At 72.3% G+C, this 17,273-nt stretch carries 17 protein-coding genes; 12 read left to right on the top strand and 5 right to left on the bottom strand.

The features are described 5' to 3' along the window. Positions 1–121: 121 nt before the first annotated feature. Entirely contained in the window at positions 122–1,102 is a 981-nt protein-coding gene (locus ABZ297_RS41285) for a hypothetical protein (RefSeq protein WP_355358113.1), read from the top strand. Here the strand turns inward: ABZ297_RS41285 and ABZ297_RS41280 are convergent. Continuing rightward, positions 1,099–2,100 carry an LLM class F420-dependent oxidoreductase gene (locus ABZ297_RS41280; RefSeq protein ID WP_355358110.1) on the bottom strand — a complete coding sequence of 334 codons (1,002 nt, stop codon included), beginning with the start codon at positions 2,098–2,100 and terminating at the stop codon, positions 1,099–1,101. The two genes, ABZ297_RS41285 and ABZ297_RS41280, sit on opposite strands and share 4 nt — an antisense overlap. A gap of 168 nt (positions 2,101–2,268) precedes the next feature. On the opposite strand from ABZ297_RS41280, the gene ABZ297_RS41275 reads away from it, so the two are divergent. Beyond that, a complete protein-coding gene (locus ABZ297_RS41275) occupies positions 2,269–3,621 on the top strand; it encodes a sulfatase (protein WP_355358107.1) in 1,353 nt (450 codons plus the stop codon). An 18-nt stretch (positions 3,622–3,639) separates the two neighbouring features. Here the strand turns inward: ABZ297_RS41275 and ABZ297_RS41270 are convergent, their stop codons facing one another. Continuing rightward, on the bottom strand, positions 3,640–4,404 hold the full coding sequence (locus ABZ297_RS41270; protein ID WP_355358104.1) for a helix-turn-helix domain-containing protein: 765 nt from the start codon (positions 4,402–4,404) through the stop codon (positions 3,640–3,642). 51 nt (positions 4,405–4,455) lie between these two features. On the opposite strand from ABZ297_RS41270, the gene ABZ297_RS41265 reads away from it, so the two are divergent. Beyond that, positions 4,456–5,313: an NAD(P)H-binding protein gene (locus ABZ297_RS41265; protein ID WP_355358101.1), complete on the top strand. Its 858-nt coding sequence runs from the start codon at positions 4,456–4,458 to the stop codon at positions 5,311–5,313. A gap of 30 nt (positions 5,314–5,343) precedes the next feature. Here the strand turns inward: ABZ297_RS41265 and ABZ297_RS41260 are convergent, their stop codons facing one another. Further along, positions 5,344–6,033, bottom strand: coding sequence for a FadR/GntR family transcriptional regulator (locus tag ABZ297_RS41260; protein WP_355358098.1), 690 nt, complete (start codon positions 6,031–6,033; stop codon positions 5,344–5,346). Between the two features lie 77 nt (positions 6,034–6,110). Here ABZ297_RS41260 and ABZ297_RS41255 point away from each other — a divergent pair, with 77 nt between their 5' ends. Genes ABZ297_RS41255 through ABZ297_RS41245 form a run of 3 tightly spaced genes read left to right on the top strand, consistent with a single transcriptional unit; the run spans position 6,111 to position 8,804 of the window. Continuing rightward, positions 6,111–6,842 (top strand): (Fe-S)-binding protein, encoded by a 732-nt coding sequence (locus ABZ297_RS41255; RefSeq protein WP_355358095.1) that lies wholly within the window; start codon positions 6,111–6,113, stop codon positions 6,840–6,842. Then, positions 6,839–8,242 (top strand): lactate utilization protein B, encoded by a 1,404-nt coding sequence (locus tag ABZ297_RS41250; protein WP_355358092.1) that lies wholly within the window; start codon positions 6,839–6,841, stop codon positions 8,240–8,242. The genes ABZ297_RS41255 and ABZ297_RS41250 overlap by 4 nt, the downstream gene beginning before the upstream one ends. Then, entirely contained in the window at positions 8,229–8,804 is a 576-nt protein-coding gene (locus ABZ297_RS41245) for an LUD domain-containing protein (RefSeq protein ID WP_355358089.1), read from the top strand. The genes ABZ297_RS41250 and ABZ297_RS41245 overlap by 14 nt, the downstream gene beginning before the upstream one ends. Here ABZ297_RS41245 and ABZ297_RS41240 read toward each other — a convergent pair. Both ABZ297_RS41240 and ABZ297_RS41235 read right to left on the bottom strand, forming a co-directional pair. Beyond that, positions 8,794–9,804, bottom strand: a complete 1,011-nt coding sequence (locus tag ABZ297_RS41240; RefSeq protein ID WP_355358086.1) for a Vms1/Ankzf1 family peptidyl-tRNA hydrolase — start codon at positions 9,802–9,804, stop codon at positions 8,794–8,796. The genes ABZ297_RS41245 and ABZ297_RS41240 overlap by 11 nt on opposite strands. A gap of 3 nt (positions 9,805–9,807) precedes the next feature. Continuing rightward, complete coding sequence (locus ABZ297_RS41235; RefSeq protein ID WP_350811511.1) at positions 9,808–10,092, bottom strand: DUF2795 domain-containing protein; 285 nt, start codon at positions 10,090–10,092, stop codon at positions 9,808–9,810. Positions 10,093–10,167: 75 nt separating this feature from the next. On the opposite strand from ABZ297_RS41235, the gene ABZ297_RS41230 reads away from it, so the two are divergent. The 6 genes from ABZ297_RS41230 to ABZ297_RS41205 form a co-directional block, all read left to right on the top strand. Continuing rightward, positions 10,168–11,247: a GNAT family N-acetyltransferase gene (locus tag ABZ297_RS41230; RefSeq protein WP_355358083.1), complete on the top strand. Its 1,080-nt coding sequence runs from the start codon at positions 10,168–10,170 to the stop codon at positions 11,245–11,247. Positions 11,248–11,355: 108 nt separating this feature from the next. Then, positions 11,356–12,534, top strand: coding sequence for a precorrin-6y C5,15-methyltransferase (decarboxylating) subunit CbiE (gene cbiE, locus ABZ297_RS41225; RefSeq protein WP_355358080.1), 1,179 nt, complete (start codon positions 11,356–11,358; stop codon positions 12,532–12,534). 67 nt (positions 12,535–12,601) lie between these two features. Continuing rightward, positions 12,602–13,450, top strand: a complete 849-nt coding sequence (locus tag ABZ297_RS41220; protein ID WP_355358077.1) for a sirohydrochlorin chelatase — start codon at positions 12,602–12,604, stop codon at positions 13,448–13,450. Between the two features lie 23 nt (positions 13,451–13,473). Continuing rightward, positions 13,474–14,544: a nicotinate-nucleotide--dimethylbenzimidazole phosphoribosyltransferase gene (cobT, locus tag ABZ297_RS41215; RefSeq protein WP_355358074.1), complete on the top strand. Its 1,071-nt coding sequence runs from the start codon at positions 13,474–13,476 to the stop codon at positions 14,542–14,544. Positions 14,545–14,651: 107 nt separating this feature from the next. Further along, positions 14,652–15,884: a uroporphyrinogen-III C-methyltransferase gene (cobA, locus tag ABZ297_RS41210; protein ID WP_355358071.1), complete on the top strand. Its 1,233-nt coding sequence runs from the start codon at positions 14,652–14,654 to the stop codon at positions 15,882–15,884. Further along, positions 15,881–17,273 (top strand): dynamin family protein (locus ABZ297_RS41205; RefSeq protein ID WP_355358068.1); only part of this gene is annotated, 1,393 nt, incomplete at its 3' end. The genes cobA and ABZ297_RS41205, both read left to right, overlap by 4 nt.

Raw genomic sequence — 17,273 nt, 5'->3', positions numbered from 1 at the left:
GGTCAGCCAGCGCAGGTAGTGGTCGCGGTGGACCAGCCCGTTCCTGACCAGCGCGGTGCCGCTGCTGGTGGGCCTGTCGGCGGTGGTCGGGCTGCGGCGCGTCGTGGTCAGCCCGCTCGGCGTGGCCAAGCGCGAGACGCCGCCCGCCATGCGGTTCGTCAGGGTGCTCGCGCTGGTCGCGGCGCTGGCCGCGTTCCCCGTGCTGAGCCAGAGCACCAGCGTGGCCGTCGTCGTCGTGGCGCTCGCGCTTCCCTTCCTCTGCATCAACCTGGCCGGCCCGTGGGTGGTCGGCCTGATCGGCAGGATCACCGCCGGACGGGCCCGCGGTCCCGCGCGGCTGCTCGCCGGGCGCAGGCTGGTCGACGACCCGCGCTCCGCCTGGCGGACGGTCAGCGGCGTGGCCCTGACCGGCTTCGTCGCGGGCTTCCTCGGCCTGCTCAGCCCGGGGGTGTTCACCAGCGACGCGGTCCCGGGCCAGCTGCGGGTCGCCGTTCCGGCCGGGCAGCCGTCGGCGGTGGCCGAACAGGCGCGCGACAGGCTCAAGGCCGCCCAGCTGACGGCCACCGTGAAGACCGAGAAGAAGGTGGTCGTGATCGCGCTGGGCACCGGCGCCGACACCGCGACCGTCGACAGGGCCCGTACCGCGCTCACCGGGCTCGTCCCGGGGCACCTGCCCACGACCGAGGCCGACGACGATCAGGCCGGGGTGCAGATCCTCGCCGACATCCGGTCGGGCACTGTGGTGGTGCTGACGGTGTCGTTCCTGGTGGCGATCGCGAGCGCGGGCATCACGGCGGCCTCGTCGATCCTCGACCGGCGCCAGACGTACGCGCTGCTGCGGCTGGCGGGCACGCCGCTGGAGGTGCTGGACAAGGCGCGCAGTGCGGAGACGCTCGTCCCGCTGACGGTGATGGGCGGGGGCGCGATCGCCGTGGGCGTGTTCTGCGGGCTGCCGTTCATGGCGGGCGCGGTGAACGTCACGGGGGTCGTCACGCTGCTGGTCTGCGTCGTGATGGGCTTCGCCGGCGTGATCGGGGCCGGCGCGCTCAGCCGCCCCCTCCTCAGGTCGGTCACCGCCGACCCGGCTCCCCGTCCCGACTAGCCCAGCACCAGATCGCGGACGACCTTCAGGGACGGCTCGTCGCGCACGCCCATGACGAGCAGGTTCGTGACGGGGGAGGCGTGCCAGCGCTGCAGCCGCTCCTTGATGCGGCCGGGCGGGCCCACCAGCGAGATGCCGTCAGCGAGCTCGTCGGGGATCGCCCGGAACGCCTCGTCCTTCCTGCCGGCGAGGTAGAGCGACTGGATGCGCTCGGCCGCCTCCGCGAAGCCCATGCGGCCGATGATGTCGGCGTGGAAGTTGCGGTGCTTGGCCCCCATGCCGCCGATGTACAGGGTGAGCATCAGCTTGACGCCGTCCAGAGCGGCCCGGACGTCGTCGGAGATGACGACCATGACCATCGCGGCGATGTCGAACTCCCCGCTCCTGCCGGAGAGGGCGTCACCGTACATCTCCTCGATCTTCTCGGGGAAGGCGAAGAGCGGCAGCCAGCCCTGGGCGATCTCGGCCGCCAGGGCGACGTTCTTCGGCCCCTCCGCACCCAGGTAGACGGGAATATCGCCGCGGAGCGGGTAGGTGATGAGCTTGAGGGGCTTTCCAAGGCCGCCCGGGAGGGGGAGGGGGTAGTGGACACCGTCGCTGGTCACGGGTTCAGCACGGCGCCAGACGCGGCGCATGATCTCGACGTACTCGCGGGTCCTCGCAAGGGGTTTGCCGAACGGCTGGCCATACCAGCCCTCCACCACCTGTGGCCCCGACGCGCCCACGCCGAGCAGCAGGCGACCGCCCGTGAGGTGGTCGAGCGTCATCGCGGTCATGGCGGTGGCGACCGGCGTCCTGGCCGAGAGCTGGGCGACGGAGGTGCCGAGCTTGATCCGGGACGTGCGCGCCCCGTACCAGGCCAGGGGCGTGAACGCGTCGCTGCCGTAGGCCTCGGCGGTCCACACCGAGTCGTAGCCGAGCCGCTCGGCGGCGAGCACCGTCTCGGTCGCGTCGTCCGCGTGACGCTGCCAGTAGCCGAGGTTGAGACCGAGCTTCATGCGACACCTCCCGAATATAGTTCTATTACGGCCGGGGGTGGCCCACGTGTCAATGCACGATCTTCCGGGGAGGTCAGCTCTGTGTTCAAGGGTCTCCGTCGTCTCCTCTGCCTCCTGCTCCTCCTCCTTCCGGCCGCCGAGCCCGCGGCGGCAGCGGGAGCAGCACGCGTGACACAGCCGAACATCGTCTTCATCATGGCCGACGATCTGGAAAGCGGCACCTTGCCCAACTTTCCGAACATCACCGAGCAACTGGTGCGGCAGGGCGTCTCGTTCGACCGGTTCTTCGTGACGAACTCGTGGTGCTGCCCGTCCCGGACGTCGATCCTGCGCTCCCAGTACGTCCACAGCCACGGCGTGCTCACCAACACCGCGCCCGAAGGCGGCTTCGACCGCTTCAACGCGCTCGGTTTGGAACGCTCCACGATCGGGACGTGGATGCAGCAGGCCGGATACCGCACCGCGCTCATGGGCAAGTTCCTCAACCACTACCCGGGCGCCTCGGCCCCCGAGACGTACGTGCCACCGGGCTGGAACGAGTGGGCCGTGCCCGTCCGCGAGCTGTACCAGGAGTACGGCTACCGGCTGAACGACAACGGCACCACGGTCGACTACGGCTGGGCCGAGCACGACTACCTGTCCGACGTGCTGGCCCGCAAGGCCCACGACTTCATCAGCGGCTCCACCCAGCCGTTCTTCCTGTACCTGGCCCCGATCGGGCCGCACAACCCGGCCAACCCGGCGGTGCGGCACGCGAACGACTTCGCGGGGGCCACGGCGCCGCGCACGCCGTCGTTCAACCAGCCCGACGTGAGCAAGGAGCCGCTCTGGCTGCGCTCCCTGCCGCCGATCGGGCCGGCGGGCATCGACGGGGTGGACGAGCGGTATCGCCGCAGGATGCGGTCCATGCTCGGCGTCGACGACCTCGTCGGCGAGGTGATCAACACCTTGCGGGAGACGGGCAAGCTCGACGACACCTACATCTTCTTCACCTCCGACAACGGCTTCCATCTCGGCACGCACCGCCTCAAGCAGGGCAAGACCACGCCGTTCGAGGAGTCCATCAAGATCCCGCTCGTGGTGCGGGGGCCGGGGATCGAGCCGGGCTCCCAGGTCAACGAGATGGGCGCGACGGTGGACCTGGCGCCGACCTTCGCCGAGCTCGGCGGGGCGCAGACACCGGCGTTCGTCGAGGGGCGGTCGCTGGCGCCGCTGCTGAAGGGCGAGCATCCGCAGTACTGGCGCAAGAACGTGCTGCTGGAGTTCTACCGCCCGACCAAGAAGTCGTCCGCCCGCCAGACCCCGGTGCCGGCGTACCAGGCGTTGCGCACCGCGAACTACACCTACGTCCGGTACGACACCGGCGAGATGCAGCTCTACGACCTCGCGAGCGACCCCTACGAGCTGCACAACCTCGCCGCCCAGGCCGACCCCGACCTGCTGCTGAACCTGCAGAGCAGGATGATGTCGTTGCACGAGTGCTCAGGGGAGACCTGCCGGATCGCCGACCTGCGCGAATGACCCGTGCCGGCCCCCGGTTCAGGCCGCTGAGCAGGAACCGGGGGCGGGCAGGCGGCCCGAGCGGAACGCGTTCGGCGGCACCCCCATGACCTCGTGGAACTCGGCCGTCATGTGCGACTGGTCGTAGTAGCCCGTGTCGGCGGCCAGCGACGCGGAGCCCTCGCGGCAGACCCTGGCCAGCACGCCGCGCACCCGGTGGATGCGGGCGAACCGCTTGGGCGACACGCCGACGCCGGCGGAGAACAGGTTGCGCAGGTGACGCTCGCTGACGCCGAGCTCCCTGGCGACGTCCGTCACCCGCTCGGACTCCCGCGACAGCAGCGCGGCCGCCGTGTCGAGCAGCTGCCCGCGCGCCAGCTCCGCGGGCCGCCGCTCGGCCAGGCGGCGGCTCAGCGCCGCCTGCATGCGGCCGGCCACCCGCTCCCGCCAGACTCCAGGCCCGCTGGAGGCCACCAGCTCGGTCAGCTCGCCGGCCAGCAGGTCGGCCTGCGCCCCCCACAGCTCGCGCAACGGGACGATCCGGTCGACGAGCTCGCTCATCGGCAGCCCGAGCAGCGGCCGGGCCCGACCGGGGCTCAGCCGCAGGGTGACGCAGTGCGGCACGTTCTTGGGCGTCAGGTACGAGGCGCGCGTGCGCGGACCCAGCACGAACAGCTCGCCCGTCCCGTCGGCGACCGTGCGGAAGGCCACCGTGGCGGCGGTGTCGGGCTCCCGCACGTGAACTGTCAGGTCGCGGAGCCCGCCCACGGTGGGCGGCACGGTGGGCAGCGGCGCAGTGCTCATGGTGCCGATTCTTCCTATAACCGGCGAGGAGTGCGCTGGCAGCCTGCTTCTATGATCCTGATCACCGGTGCCACGGGCACCATAGGCAGCGAAGTCGTCCGTCTTCTGCTGGAGCGCGGCGAGCCCGTCCGTTCGCTGACACGCGACCCCGCGCGGGCCGCGGGCGGCGAGGTCGTGCGGGCGGACTTCGACGACCCCGAGTCGCTGAGAGCGGCCTTCGACGGCGTGTCCACCGCCTTCCTGGCGACGGCCTTCGGGCCCCGGCTCAAGGAGCACGACCTGGCCATGGTCGAGGCGGCCAGGTTGGCGGGCGTCAAGAAGGTGGTGAAGCTCTCGGCCATCGGCACGGGCGACACGGAGGACCCGGCGGACATCAGAGCCTGGCACCTGGCGGGGGAGCGGGCCATCCAGGAGAGCGGGATGGCCTGGACGATGCTCCGCCCGGCCGGCTTCGCCTCCAACGCGCTGGCCTGGGCCGAGGCGGTCAGGTCGGGCGGCCAGGTGCCCAACTTCACCGGCGACGGCGCGCAGGGCGTCGTGGACCCGCGTGACGTGGCGGCCGTCGCAGCCGAGATCCTCACTGGGGCCCTCACCGGCACCGCGCACGAGTCGCGCGCGTACGCGCTCACCGGGCCCGAACTGCTGAGCGTCCCCGGCCAGGTGGCCGTCGTCGCCAGGACGGTCGGGCGCCCGGTGGAGACGCTGGCGGTCTCCATCGAGGACGCCGCGGCGGGGATGCGCCGGTCGGGCGCCGGCGAGGACCTGGTCGCCGCGGTCGTCGCCGGCTGGACCATGCTCAGGGACGAGGGCTACCCCGTCCTCACCGACACCGTCCAGGCCGTCCTGGGTCGCCCGGCGACCAGCTTCGAGTCCTGGGTTCAGGACCACCGGGCCGCCTTCACGGAGTGACGCGCCCACCGGGCCATCCTTCTCGGCGCGTCACGGAGTGTCGCCGAAGAGTGCCGGGTAGGCGTGTGACAGGTGGTCGGCGACCGCTCGGGTGGCCTCGTCGGGGTCGCCCGAGCGGATGGCGGTGAGGATGTGGTGGTGGTCGGCGTGCAGGAGCGACGGGTCGCCCAGGCGTTCCACCGCCTCGACCGCGTATCGGCGCATCGAGTCGCGCAGCGAGCGCATGATGGCCGCGATCAGCCGGTTGCCCGAGGCGTCGGCGATCGCGCAGTGGAAGGCCGTGTCGTGCTCGACGAACTCCTCGGCGGACGCCGCGGCCTCCATGCCCGCCAGCGCGTCCACCAGCGCGGAGGTGTCGGCGCGGGTGGCGGCGGCGCGCGCGGCCGACCAGCGCTCGAGCATCAGGCGCGTCTCGATGACCTCGCGCAGCTCCAGGGTGGCCAGGCCGAGGTGGAGCCTGAGCAGGTCCGTGAGGGCGGTGTCGGGCCGGGACGTGAGGATCGCTCCGGCGTCGGGCCCCCGGCCGACCTGGGAGGAGAGCACGCCGAGCGTCTCCAGGACGCGCAGCGCCTCGCGGACCGAGCTCCGGCCGACGCCGAGCTGCTCGGCGAGCTGGCGTTCGGCGGGGAGACGGTCGCCGACCGTGAGCCCGTCGTCGATGATGCGCCGCTCGATCTGGGCGAGCACGTCCTCGAACGTGCGGGTCTTTTTTACGGTCAACGGGGGTCCCCCTCGGCGGGCCTCGTTCGGTATGGTCAGACCATACAGTGGTCAGACCATACTTCGGAAGGAGAGCCGTGCGCATCGCCCTGTTCATCACGTGCGTGAACGACACGCTCTTCCCCGGCACGGGCAAGGCCGTCGTGTCGCTCCTGCGCAGGCTCGGCTGCGAGGTGGACTTCCCCGCCGCCCAGACGTGCTGCGGCCAGATGCACGTCAACACCGGCTATCGGGAGGAGGGCGTGCGGCTCGCGCGGCACTTCACCGAGGTGTTCGCCGGGTACGACGCGGTGGTGGCGCCGTCGGGGTCGTGCGCCGCGATGGTGCGCGAGCAGTACCCCAAACTGGTGCGGAAGGGCAGCAGGGGAGCGGCGGCCATCGCGGAGGTCGCGCCCAGGGTGTACGAGCTGTCCGAGTTCCTGATTGACGTCCTGAAAGTCGAGGACGTAGGCGCATTTTTCCCGCACCGGGTGACATATCACCCGACGTGTCACTCCCTTCGCGGCCTGCACCTCGGCGACCGCCCCACCAGGCTGCTCCAGCACGTGCGCGGCCTCGACCTGGTCCCCCTGCCCGCGGCCGAGGAGTGCTGCGGCTTCGGCGGCACGTTCGCGGTGAAGAACCCGGCCGTCTCGGCCGCGATGGGGGTGGACAAGGTCCGCAACATCCTCGACACCGGAGCCGAGGTGCTCTGCGCGGCCGACAACTCGTGTCTGATGCACATCGGCGGCACCCTGAACCGGCAGCGGGCCGGAGTGCGGATCATGCATCTCGCGGAGATCCTCGCGGCCACGGAGGAGGCCCAATGAGCGCCACTTTTCTCGGCATGCCCGGAAATTTCCCGAAGAATGCGGCTCAGGCCGTCCAGGACTCTCAGCTCCGCTACAACCTCAGGAAAGCCACCCACACCATCCGCGACAAGCGGCTCAAGGCGGTCGCCGAGCTGCCCGACTGGGAGGAACTCCGCGCGGCGGGCAAGGCGATCAAGGATCACACGCTCCGCCACCTCGACCGCTACCTGGTCCAGCTGGAAGAGGCGGTCACCAGGGCGGGCGGCCACGTCCACTGGGCCCGCGACGCCGCCGAGGCCAACCGCATCGTGTCGGACCTGGTCAAGGCGACGGGCGAGACCGAGGTGGTCAAGGTCAAGTCGATGGCCACCCAGGAGATCGGCCTCAACGAAGCGCTGGCCGCGCAGGGCATCACGGCCTACGAGACCGACCTGGCCGAGCTGATCGTGCAACTCGGCGACGACTTCCCGTCGCACTTCCTGGTTCCCGCGATCCACCGCAACCGCTCGGAGATCCGCGAGATCTTCAACACCAAGATGGCCGAGTGGGGCCGTCCCGCGCCCGCGAACCTGACCGACGAGCCCGCCGCGCTGGCCGAGGCGGCCCGGCTGCACCTGCGGGAACGCTTCCTCAAGAGCAAGGTCGCGATCTCCGGCGGCAACTTCATGGTCGCCGAGACGGGCACCCTGGTGGTGCTGGAGTCCGAGGGCAACGGCCGGATGTGCCTGACCCTGCCCCGGACCCTCATCAGCGTGGTCGGCATCGAGAAGCTGCTCCCGACCTGGCGGGATCTGGAGGTGTTCCTCCAACTGCTGCCGCGCAGCTCGACGGCCGAGCGGATGAACCCCTACACAAGCACGTGGACGGGCTCGGTCGAGGGCCAGGACTTCCACCTGGTACTGCTCGACAACGGCCGCACACAGGTGCTGGCCGACGAGGTCGGCCGCCAGGCGCTGCGCTGCATCCGCTGCTCGGCCTGCCTGAACGTGTGCCCGGTCTACGAGCGCGCGGGCGGCCACGCCTACGGCTCCGTCTACCCCGGCCCGATCGGCGCCATCCTGACACCGCTGCTCAGAGGCATGTCGTCGGAGCTGGACGCGTCGCTGCCGTACGCCTCCAGCCTGTGCGGCGCCTGCTTCGAAGCCTGCCCGGTGGCCATCGACATCCCCGAGGTCCTGGTGGACCTGCGGGCGAAGGCGCCGCACAAGCCCGCCGAGCGCGCGGGCATGCGCGTCGCGGGCTGGGTGCTCAACGACAGCGTGCGGCTGGAGAAGGCGCAGCGCCTGGCCATCCGCTTCCGCAAGCTGGTGCCGAAGCGGCTGCCGGGCCCGCTGTCGGCCTGGACCGACACCCGAGACCTGCCTGACATCCCAGAAGAATCGTTCAGAGACTGGTGGGAGCGGAATGAGCGCGCGTGAGGAGATCCTGGCCGCGGTCAGGCGAGCCGTCCAGGGGGCGCCCGAGGTGGAGATCACCCGCGGCTACCGGACGAGCCGGCCGGCCGAGGACGTGGTCGGGCTGTTCGCCGAGCGGGTCGGCGACTACCGGGCGGTCGTGCACGTCACGCCGGCGGCGCAGGTGCCCGCCAAGGTCGCCGAGCTGGTGGGCGGACGGGCGATGATCGTCCCTGACGGACTGCCGCCCGAGTGGGCGCGGGCGGCGGGCGGCGCCGAACCCGAACTGGGCGCCGCCGACGGCGTGCTGACCGGCTGCGCGGTGGCGATCGCGGAGACGGGCACGATCGTCCTGGACTCGGGCCCCGGCCAGGGCAGCAGGGCCCAGACCCTGGTGCCCGACTACCACCTGTGCGTGGTGCGGGCCGACCAGATCGTGGCCGGCGTGCCGGAGGCGGTCGCCAGGCTCGACCCGTCCAGGCCGCTCACCTGGATCAGCGGGCCGTCGGCCACCAGCGACATCGAGCTGAACCGGGTCGAGGGGGTGCACGGCCCCAGGACGCTGGAGGTGATCGTCAGCACCTGATGACGGCGGCCACCTCCGCGACCTCCTCGGTGAACCAGAGCTCGGCGTCGGTCATCGCGGCGGCCCTGGCGAGAGCCGAGTCGGAGCGCTCCATGACCGGCCGCTCGACGCCCCACCGGCGCAGCTCGTCGGCGTCGGTGGAGAGCTGGGTGCCGCCCTCCCCGACCCATACCGGGCCGGGCAGCTCGCCGGGCAGGAGCAGCGCGTGCGCCCTGCCCTCGCGCAGGGCGCGCCCGACCTGCGGAAGTCCGACGGGGCCCGCGGCCTCGCGGTGGCGGTTGAGCAGCTCGTCGCGCCTGCGGTCGAGCCAGCCGTCGAGCGCGGTCTCGACGTCCCGCTCGAACTGGTCGTGGTCGGCGCTGATGTCGTGTTCGACCATCAGCACCCGATCGGCGGACTTCGTCCCGAGATGGTCGAAGAGCAGCGAGCGGGACTTGGGGTCGCCCGCCACGATGACGAGTTCGGCGCCGATCCTGCGGACCTGCTCGTCGATCTCGTGCGCGACGGCCGCCGCGCTGCCCTCCCAGGTCTCGTCCACGCCGCGCTCGTAGCGCCTTCGCGACCAGCCGCCCTGCGCCGTCTTCTGCAACGGCCACGGGACCGCCTGCACGGTGGCCGTGCGCGGCGAGCCGCCGCCGAAGACGGCCAGCTCGGCGCCCGCCTGGTCCGCGACGACCCGCAGGTGCGGGACGTTCTCTCCGCGTCCCATCAGCATGGGTGTGACGTGCGGCAGCGGCGACCATCTGGCGAGCGCGGCGGGCGGGTCGGCCAGGGTCTCGGTCAGCACCACGTCCCCGTGGGTGGTGAACAGCACGCGGCCCGGCTCGGCCCGCAGCGCCTGGTGGTCAAGGGTTTCCAGCGTGTCGGCGTCGGCCTGCCCGAGCTGGTCACGCAGGCTGCGCCAGCGTGCCTCCCGCTCCGGCCCGGTGAGCGCACCCAGGTAGACGGACGCGTACGGCCCGCGGCGCTCGTAGAGCGGACGGATGAAGTCGAGCCGCACCGATCACCACCTCCGCCTCTCCAGCCCCAGGCCGAGGGCCTCGGCCACCTCCGCCACGCTGGCATACCGGCGCTCTGGCAGGGAGCGGACCAGGTCGGCGATCTCGTCAGGCGCTCGCACGCCCTCCACATGTTCGGCCAGATCGTGCTGAGAAGCGGGAAACTCGCGGTCGCTCAGCCACTTCGCGAGGTCGCCGCGGAGATCGATGCCCTCGCGAGCCATGTCTTCCTTCTCGCGCTTCTGCTGCTCGTCGACGCGGCGGCCGTGCTTGGCGCTTCCTCGTTCCATACTCCACTCACTCCTCTCGAAATCGCACCTACCCCCGCTTTTGTTGGCAAACGTCCCGTGTGTAGCCTGCCGAACGTGTCCGACCCTGCCGTGAATATCACCACCGAACGGCTGACGCTGCGGCCGTTCAGCACGCGCGACGCCGACCGGGTCCGGTCCATCGTCCGATCGGGCGTCCAGTTCCTGCCCCCTGGCACACCTGCGCAGGTGTCCGGCGTCGACCAGTGGCTCGCGAACGGCGTGCACGACCTGCAACGCTCGGGGCAGGGCGTCCACCTGGCGATGGCGGACGCCGACGACCGCGTCGTGGGAGCCATCAGCCTGTTCAAGACGTCCTGGACCGCCGGCACGACCGAGGTCGGCTACGGCGTGCACCCCATGTACCGCGGACGCGGCTACGCCCCCGAGGCGGTACGCGGGCTCACCGGCTGGGTGTTCGCCACCACCCAGCTGCGCAGGGTCGACCTGACGGCCAACCTGGACAACGTCTCGTCGCTCCGCGTCGCGCAGAAGGCGGGCTTCACCTGGGAAGGCGTCCTGCGGCAGGCGGCGATGGAGGACGACGGGCCGCACGACCTGGTCCTCTTCGGCCTGCTGCGCTCCGACAGCCCGCTGCCGTCCCCGATCCTGCCGCGGACCGAGCTGCGCACCCCCAGGCTGCTGCTCAGGCCGCCGACCGAGGCCGACGTCCCGGACCTCGCCGCCACCGCGGCCGACCCGCTCACCCAGGCCATGACCGGGGTGCCGCGCGACTACGGCGAGGGACACGCGCGGGCGTTCCTCGCCATCTCCGAACGGACGCGGTCGCGAGGCCACGGAGTGGCCTTCACGGTCGTGGAGTCGGCGAGCGGCCGCTTCGTGGCCAACGTCGACCTCAGGGACGCCGACTGGACGCACCGGACGGCCGAGGTCGGCTACATGACCGCGCCGTGGGCCCGCGGCAACGGGTACGCGGGCGAGGCGGTGCTGGCCATCGCGCGCTGGCTGTTCGACAAGCACGGCTTCGCCCGGCTCCAGCTCCGGGCCGCGGTGACGAACCCGGCCTCGCAGCGGGTGGCGGAGAAGGCCGGGTTCGTCCGCGAAGGCGTGGCCCGTAACGCGCTGCAGGGCGAGGACCTGGTGGTCTACAGCCTGACCCCGTCCGACCTCGACTGAGCGGCACCCAGGGCCCGCTTCCAGGGCGGGGGCACGCCGCAGTGGCCTTCGCACCCCTTGGTGAAACACCTCGGCAGCCGTCACCCTTGAGGGTGAGGTGGTGAGGGCATGATCACAGTGGTCGGCTGGGACGGATCGGAGCTTTCGACCAGGGCGGTGAGCCGGCTGCACGAGGCCGCGCTCGTCGTCGGCCCCCAGCCGCTCCTCGCCCAGCTCGGCCTCGCCGCCCCCACGGCGGCCGGCGACGAGCTGCTCGACACCCTCGACCACCATCTGGAACACGGCGAAGGCCCGGTCGTGGTGGTCACGGAGGGCGATCCCGGGTTCTTCGGCGTGGTGCGCACCCTCCGCGACCACGGCCTCGCCCCGGACGTCCTGCCCGCCACCTCGCTCGTCACCCGCGCCTTCGCCCGCGCCGGGCTGAACTGGGAGGACGCGCTCGTCGTCGCCCCGGCCGGGGCTCACCAGCTCGCCCGCGTGGTCAACGCCTGCCGGGCGCACCCCAAGGTGGCGCTGCTGGTCGCGCCGGGCGCCGGGCCCGCCGAGGTCGCCAGGGAGCTGGCCCCGACCACGCCGCGCGCGCTGATCGTCTGCGAGGACCTCGGCGGCCCCGACGAGCGCGTCACGCACAGCCGGATGGGCGAGGCGACCACCAGGCCGTGGAAGGACCCCCAAGTGGTGCTCGTCGTCGACCCGCTGCACCGGGGCGGCGAGCGGGGCTGGCTGGCCGGCGCGCAGCCGGGGCCCGCCGAGTGGGCGCTGCCGTTCCCCGACGCCGTGCTGCCCGCCGAGGTCAGGGCGTACGTCCTGGCCAAGCTCGGGCCCCGGCTCGGCGACCTGGTCTGGGACGTCGGAGCGGGCGGCGGTGAGATCGCCGTCGAGTGCGCCAGGCTCGGCGCGGCCGTCATGGCGGTCGAGCGCGACGACGAGGCGTGCGCCAGGCTGCGGGCCAGAGTCCTGGAGCACGGCGTGAAGGTCGCGCTGACCCGCGGGCAGGCCCCGCCCGCGCTGGAGCCGCTGCCCGACCCCGACGCCGTGTTCGTCGGCGGCGGCGGGCTCGACGTCATCGCGGCCTGCGCCACGCGCCGCCCGCGTACGCTGGTGTGCGTCCTTCGAACGGTCGAACAGGTCCCTGTGGTGCTCGACCTGCTGCGCGAGCACGGCTATCGTGCGGAGGGCACCCAGATCCTGGCCTCCGAACTCACCTTCCAGCCTGCTGGATCACACACCCTGACCTCGGCAGACCCCGTCCTCGTCGTGCACGCCACCCCCGTGCACAAGCGGTGACCTGTCGCCTACGGGCACGCATCGGTTATCCTCGCGTGTCTTGTCTCAACCCACGGAGAATCCCTCAATGAAGCCGCCGCTCCTGCTCGTCGGGCATGGCTCGAACGATGACGCCGACCCCGCGGAGTTCGGCAGGTTCGTCCACAGGCTCCGCTGCCGCCTCGACCAGACGGCCGCCGACGTGTCCGGTGGCTACCTCTCGCGAGCCACGCCGCGGCTCAGCGACTCCGTGGCCTCCCTGGTGGCCCGCGGGCACCACCGCCTGGTGGCGCTGCCGCTCAGCCTCAGCAGGCTCGACCAGGAACTGCCCGCCGCGCTGGCGCTGGAGCAGGAGCGGCACCCCACCCTCATGTACGACTACGGCCGCCCGCTCGGCCCCGACCCGCGGGTTCTCGCGCTGCTGGCGGAGCGGCTGAACGACGCCGCCACCGAGATGACCAGGCCGCGCCCGCTCGAACTGGTGGGCGCCAGGCCTCGGCTGCGGGCCGTCGACTCGCTGCCCGCCGAAGACACGCCGGCGCACGTCGAACCGCAGGAGACCGCGGTGGTCCTGGTGGGCGAGGGCTCGACCGACCCCTCGGCCAACGCCGAGATCCACCGGGTGTCGCGGCTGTTCTGGGAGACGCACGCCTACGACTTCATGACCGTCGAGACCGCGTTCGTCTCCGTCACCCCGCCCGGCGTGCCCGGCGGGCTCGAACGCTGCCGCCGGCTCGGCGCCAAGCGCGTGATCGTCGTGCCGTACCTGCTGTTCGCGGGCGGCATGCTGGAGCGCGTCTGGGCCCAGGCGCTGGCGTACGGCGCGGGCCACCCCGAACTCGACATCCGCTGCGCCGAGGTGATCGGCGACTGCGAGACCCTGGCCGATGTCGTGATCGACCGCTACGAGGAAGCGTTGCTGCAACTGGTCCCCTGAAGCCCGTCCACTGGAGGTCTGCCGTGCTGGCCGAGACGCTCACCGCGATCCGTCCCGCCGATCCCCGCGTTCTCGCCGACGCCCGCGCCCACCAGGACCGGCTGACCAAGCCGCGCGGCTCGCTCGGCGTGCTGGAGGAGGTCGCCGTACGGCTCGCGGGCGCGGCGGGGGTGACCCCGCCGCCCATGCCCGCGCCGGCCGCGCTCGCCATCTTCGCCGCCGACCACGGCGTGCACGCCCAGGGCGTCACCCCGTGGCCGCAGGAGGTCACCGTGCAGATGGTGGCCAACTTCCTGTCGGGCGGCGCGGTGGCCAACGCGTTCGCGGCCCAGGTCGGTGCCTCCGTCACGGTCGTGGACGTCGGGGTGGCCGCCGACCTCGCGCCCGCGCCCGGCCTGCTCGACAGGAAGATCGCGCGCGGCACCGCCGACCTGTCCGCGGGCCCCGCGATGACGGTCGACCAGGCCGTCCAGGCGATGGAGGCCGGCATCGCGGTGGCAGGCGATCTGGTGGCGGGCGGCGCGCGCTGCCTGATCACCGGCGACATGGGCATCTCCAACACCACCGCCTCCGCCGCGCTCGTCTCCACCTTCACCGGCCTCGACCCGGAGCCGGCGACGGGCAGGGGCACCGGCATCGACGACGAGACCCACGCGCACAAGGTCGCGATCGTCCGTCAGGCGCTCGCGGTGAACGGCCTGCCGCCCGTCGGCTCCCAGCCCAGCGACGCGCTGCGCGCCCTCGCCGCCGTCGGCGGGTTCGAGCACGCCGCCATCGCGGGCTTCATCCTCGGCGGCGCGGCGGCCAGGGTGCCCGTGATCCTCGACGGGGTCATCGCCGGGTCCGCCGCGCTCGTGGCGGCCGCCCTGGAACCGGCCGTCGTGGACCACTGCGTGGCCGGGCACCGCTCGGCCGAGCCCGGCCACACCGCCGCGCTGGACAGGCTCGCCCTGCCCCCGCTGGTGGACCTGGGGATGCGGCTGGGCGAGGGCACGGGCGGGCTGCTGGCGTACCCTCTGGTCTGCGCCGCCGTACGCGTCATGCACGACGTTGCCACGTTCGACGCGGCAGGGGTGACGGACAAACCCGTGTGACATCCGCGGCCTTGACGGCCGTCGGCTCGCGCGCAGCGAGCCTCGTGTAAGACCCGGTAGGTTAGCGTCCTAACAGCACTACCCTCGCGAACGGGAGATTCCCCACGATGGGCCCCTACCTCCTCGGCCTGCGGCTTTCCGGCCGCCGGGTCCTCGTCGTAGGCGGCGGCCGGGTCGCGCAACGGAGGGTTCCCGCGCTGCTGGAGGCCGGTGCGCTGGTCACCCTGGTGTCACCCGCCGTCACCCCGGCCCTCGACGACCTGATCGCCATGGGCCGGATCGAATGGCGGGCCCGGCCGTATGAGGTCGGCGACTGCGACGGCGCCTGGCTCGTTCAGGCTTGCACCGACGACAGGTCCGTCAACAGCGCGGTCGCCGCCGAGGCCGAGGCCGAGCGGATCTGGTGCGTGCGCGCCGACGACCGCGACTCCTCCGCCGCCTGGACCCCCGCCTCCGGGCGGGTCGGCGAGATCAGCGTGGGCATCACCGCCGGAGGCGACCCGCGCAGGGCGGCCGGCATCAGGGACGCCGTGGTGAGCGCGCTGCGCGACGGCACCGTCGACGCCCGACGCAACCGGGCCAAGCCGGTCGGTGTCGCGCTGGTGGGCGGCGGTCCCGGCGACCCGGGGCTGATCACCGTCCGCGGGCGGCAGCTCCTCGCCCAGGCCGACGTGGTGGTGGCCGACCGGCTCGCGCCACGCTCCCTGCTCGACGAACTGGCCCCGGACGTCGAGCTGATCGACGCGGCCAAGGTTCCCTACGGCCGGGCGCTGCCACAGGAGACGATCAACGAGCTGCTCGTCGACCGGGCCAGGCAGGGCAAGTTCGTGGTCAGGCTCAAGGGCGGCGACCCGTTCGTGTTCGGACGCGGCGGCGAGGAGATGATCGCCTGTGCCCGCGCCGGGATTCCGGTGCTGGTCGTGCCGGGGATCACCAGCGCCGTCGCGGTGCCGGCGGCGGCCGGGGTGCCCGTGACGCATCGGGGAGTAAGCCAGGAATTCCACGTCATATCCGTACACGTGGCGCCGGATGATCCGAAGTCGACCGTCGACTGGCCCGGGCTCGCTCGTTCCGAGGGCACCCTGGTGCTCATGATGGCCGTCGAACGGCTGGCGAAGGTGGCCGAAACCCTCCTTCGCGACGGTCGTTCCCCGGAGACTCCCGTAATGGTGGTACAGGACGGTACCCTTCCGACCCAGCGGGCGGTTATCGCTCCACTTTCCACCGTGGCCGACCGCGTGTCCGCGGCCGGGATACGGCCACCGGCGATCGTGGTCGTCGGCGACGTCGTGAGGGTCGGCCAGGAGGTCGAGATGGTTCGAGCGGAGCGCTTGCCGTGAACACGGCCGACGGGCGGCAGGAGTCGCCAGGGGAGCAGACGTGGAGCTTCCGTGCGATCACGGAGGAGGACGACGGCGGCCTGTCTGAGGAGGTCGCCGCCGTCGAGGACGCCGTGCCCGCGGACGTCCCCGAAGAAGGGGAGACCGGCGTCGCGGACTCTTCGGACTCCGCGGACTCCGCGGACGTCTCCGATTCTTCGGACGCCCCGGACTTCTTGGAAGAGGAGGCCGAGTCGGCGGGTGGCGAGGAGCTGCCGCCCGAGGTCGTCGAGGCGCTGACCTCGGCGCTCAACGCGCTCCGCGAGAGCGTCTCCGAGCTGCGGTTCTCCCTCGACCTGCCCGGCGTCGAGGAGGCCAGGCGGACCCGCGCCGACCTGCTCGCGCAGCTCCAGAACTACGTGCTGCCCCGCGTCCGGACGAGCACCGCGCCCGCGCTCATCGTGGTCGCCGGCTCCACCGGCGCGGGCAAGTCCACGCTGGTCAACTCGCTGGCCGAGAAGAACGTCTCGCGTACCGGCGTGCGGCGGCCCACCACCGGCACGCCGCTGCTCGCCTGCCATCCGGAGGACCAGCAGTGGTTCGCCGAAGGCGACCTGCTCAGCGACCTCCGACGGCTGGAGCAGCTCAGCCCCGAGGCCGGGCCGGGCGACCTGGTCGTGGTCCCCACCGAGAAGCTGCCGGAGGGCGTCGCGCTGCTCGACACCCCCGACATCGACTCCGTCGTCGAGCAGCACCACGAGATCGCCCATCGCATGCTCGACGCGGCCGACCTGTGGATCTTCGTAACCACCGCCGCCCGCTACGCAGACGCGCCCGCCTGGAGCCTGCTCAGGCTGGCCAAGGAGCGCGGGGTCCGGCTCGCCATCGTGCTGTCGAGGGTGCAGCCCAGGTCCCGCGAGGTGGTGCTGAAGCACTTCGTCCGGATGCTCACCGAATACGGGCTGGGCGAGGTCGACCGGTTCGTCATCCACGAGTCGAAGGTGACCGACGGCAGGCTGCCCGACAACGAGGTGACCGATCTGCGGCTCTGGCTCGCCGAGCTGTCGGTCGACGGCAAGCGGCGGGCACAGGCCGTCAACGAGACGCTGAACGGCGTGCTCAACAGCTTCCGCACCCGCGTGCCCGCGCTCGCCCGCCACCTGGAGAGCCAGGTGGCCTTCCGCGCGGACCTGCGCGGCGACGTGGAAGCCGCCTACTTCAGCGCGCTCGGCGAGATCGACAAGGCGTTCAGGGGCGGCTCGCTGATCCACGGCGAGGTGCTCGCCCGCTGGCAGGACTTCGCCGGGTCCGGCGACCTCATCCGCACGATCCGGCTGCGCAGGCGCGGCAGGGCCGCCGGGCAGGCGCCGGAGCGCGTCACCGCGTTCAGGACGGCGCTGCGCACCGGTC

This window comes from Nonomuraea sp. NPDC005983 (assembly GCF_040614375.1).
In the GTDB taxonomy this organism is placed as follows: Bacteria; Actinomycetota; Actinomycetes; order Streptosporangiales; family Streptosporangiaceae; genus Nonomuraea.
This window is presented reverse-complemented; position numbering and strand designations above follow the sequence as displayed.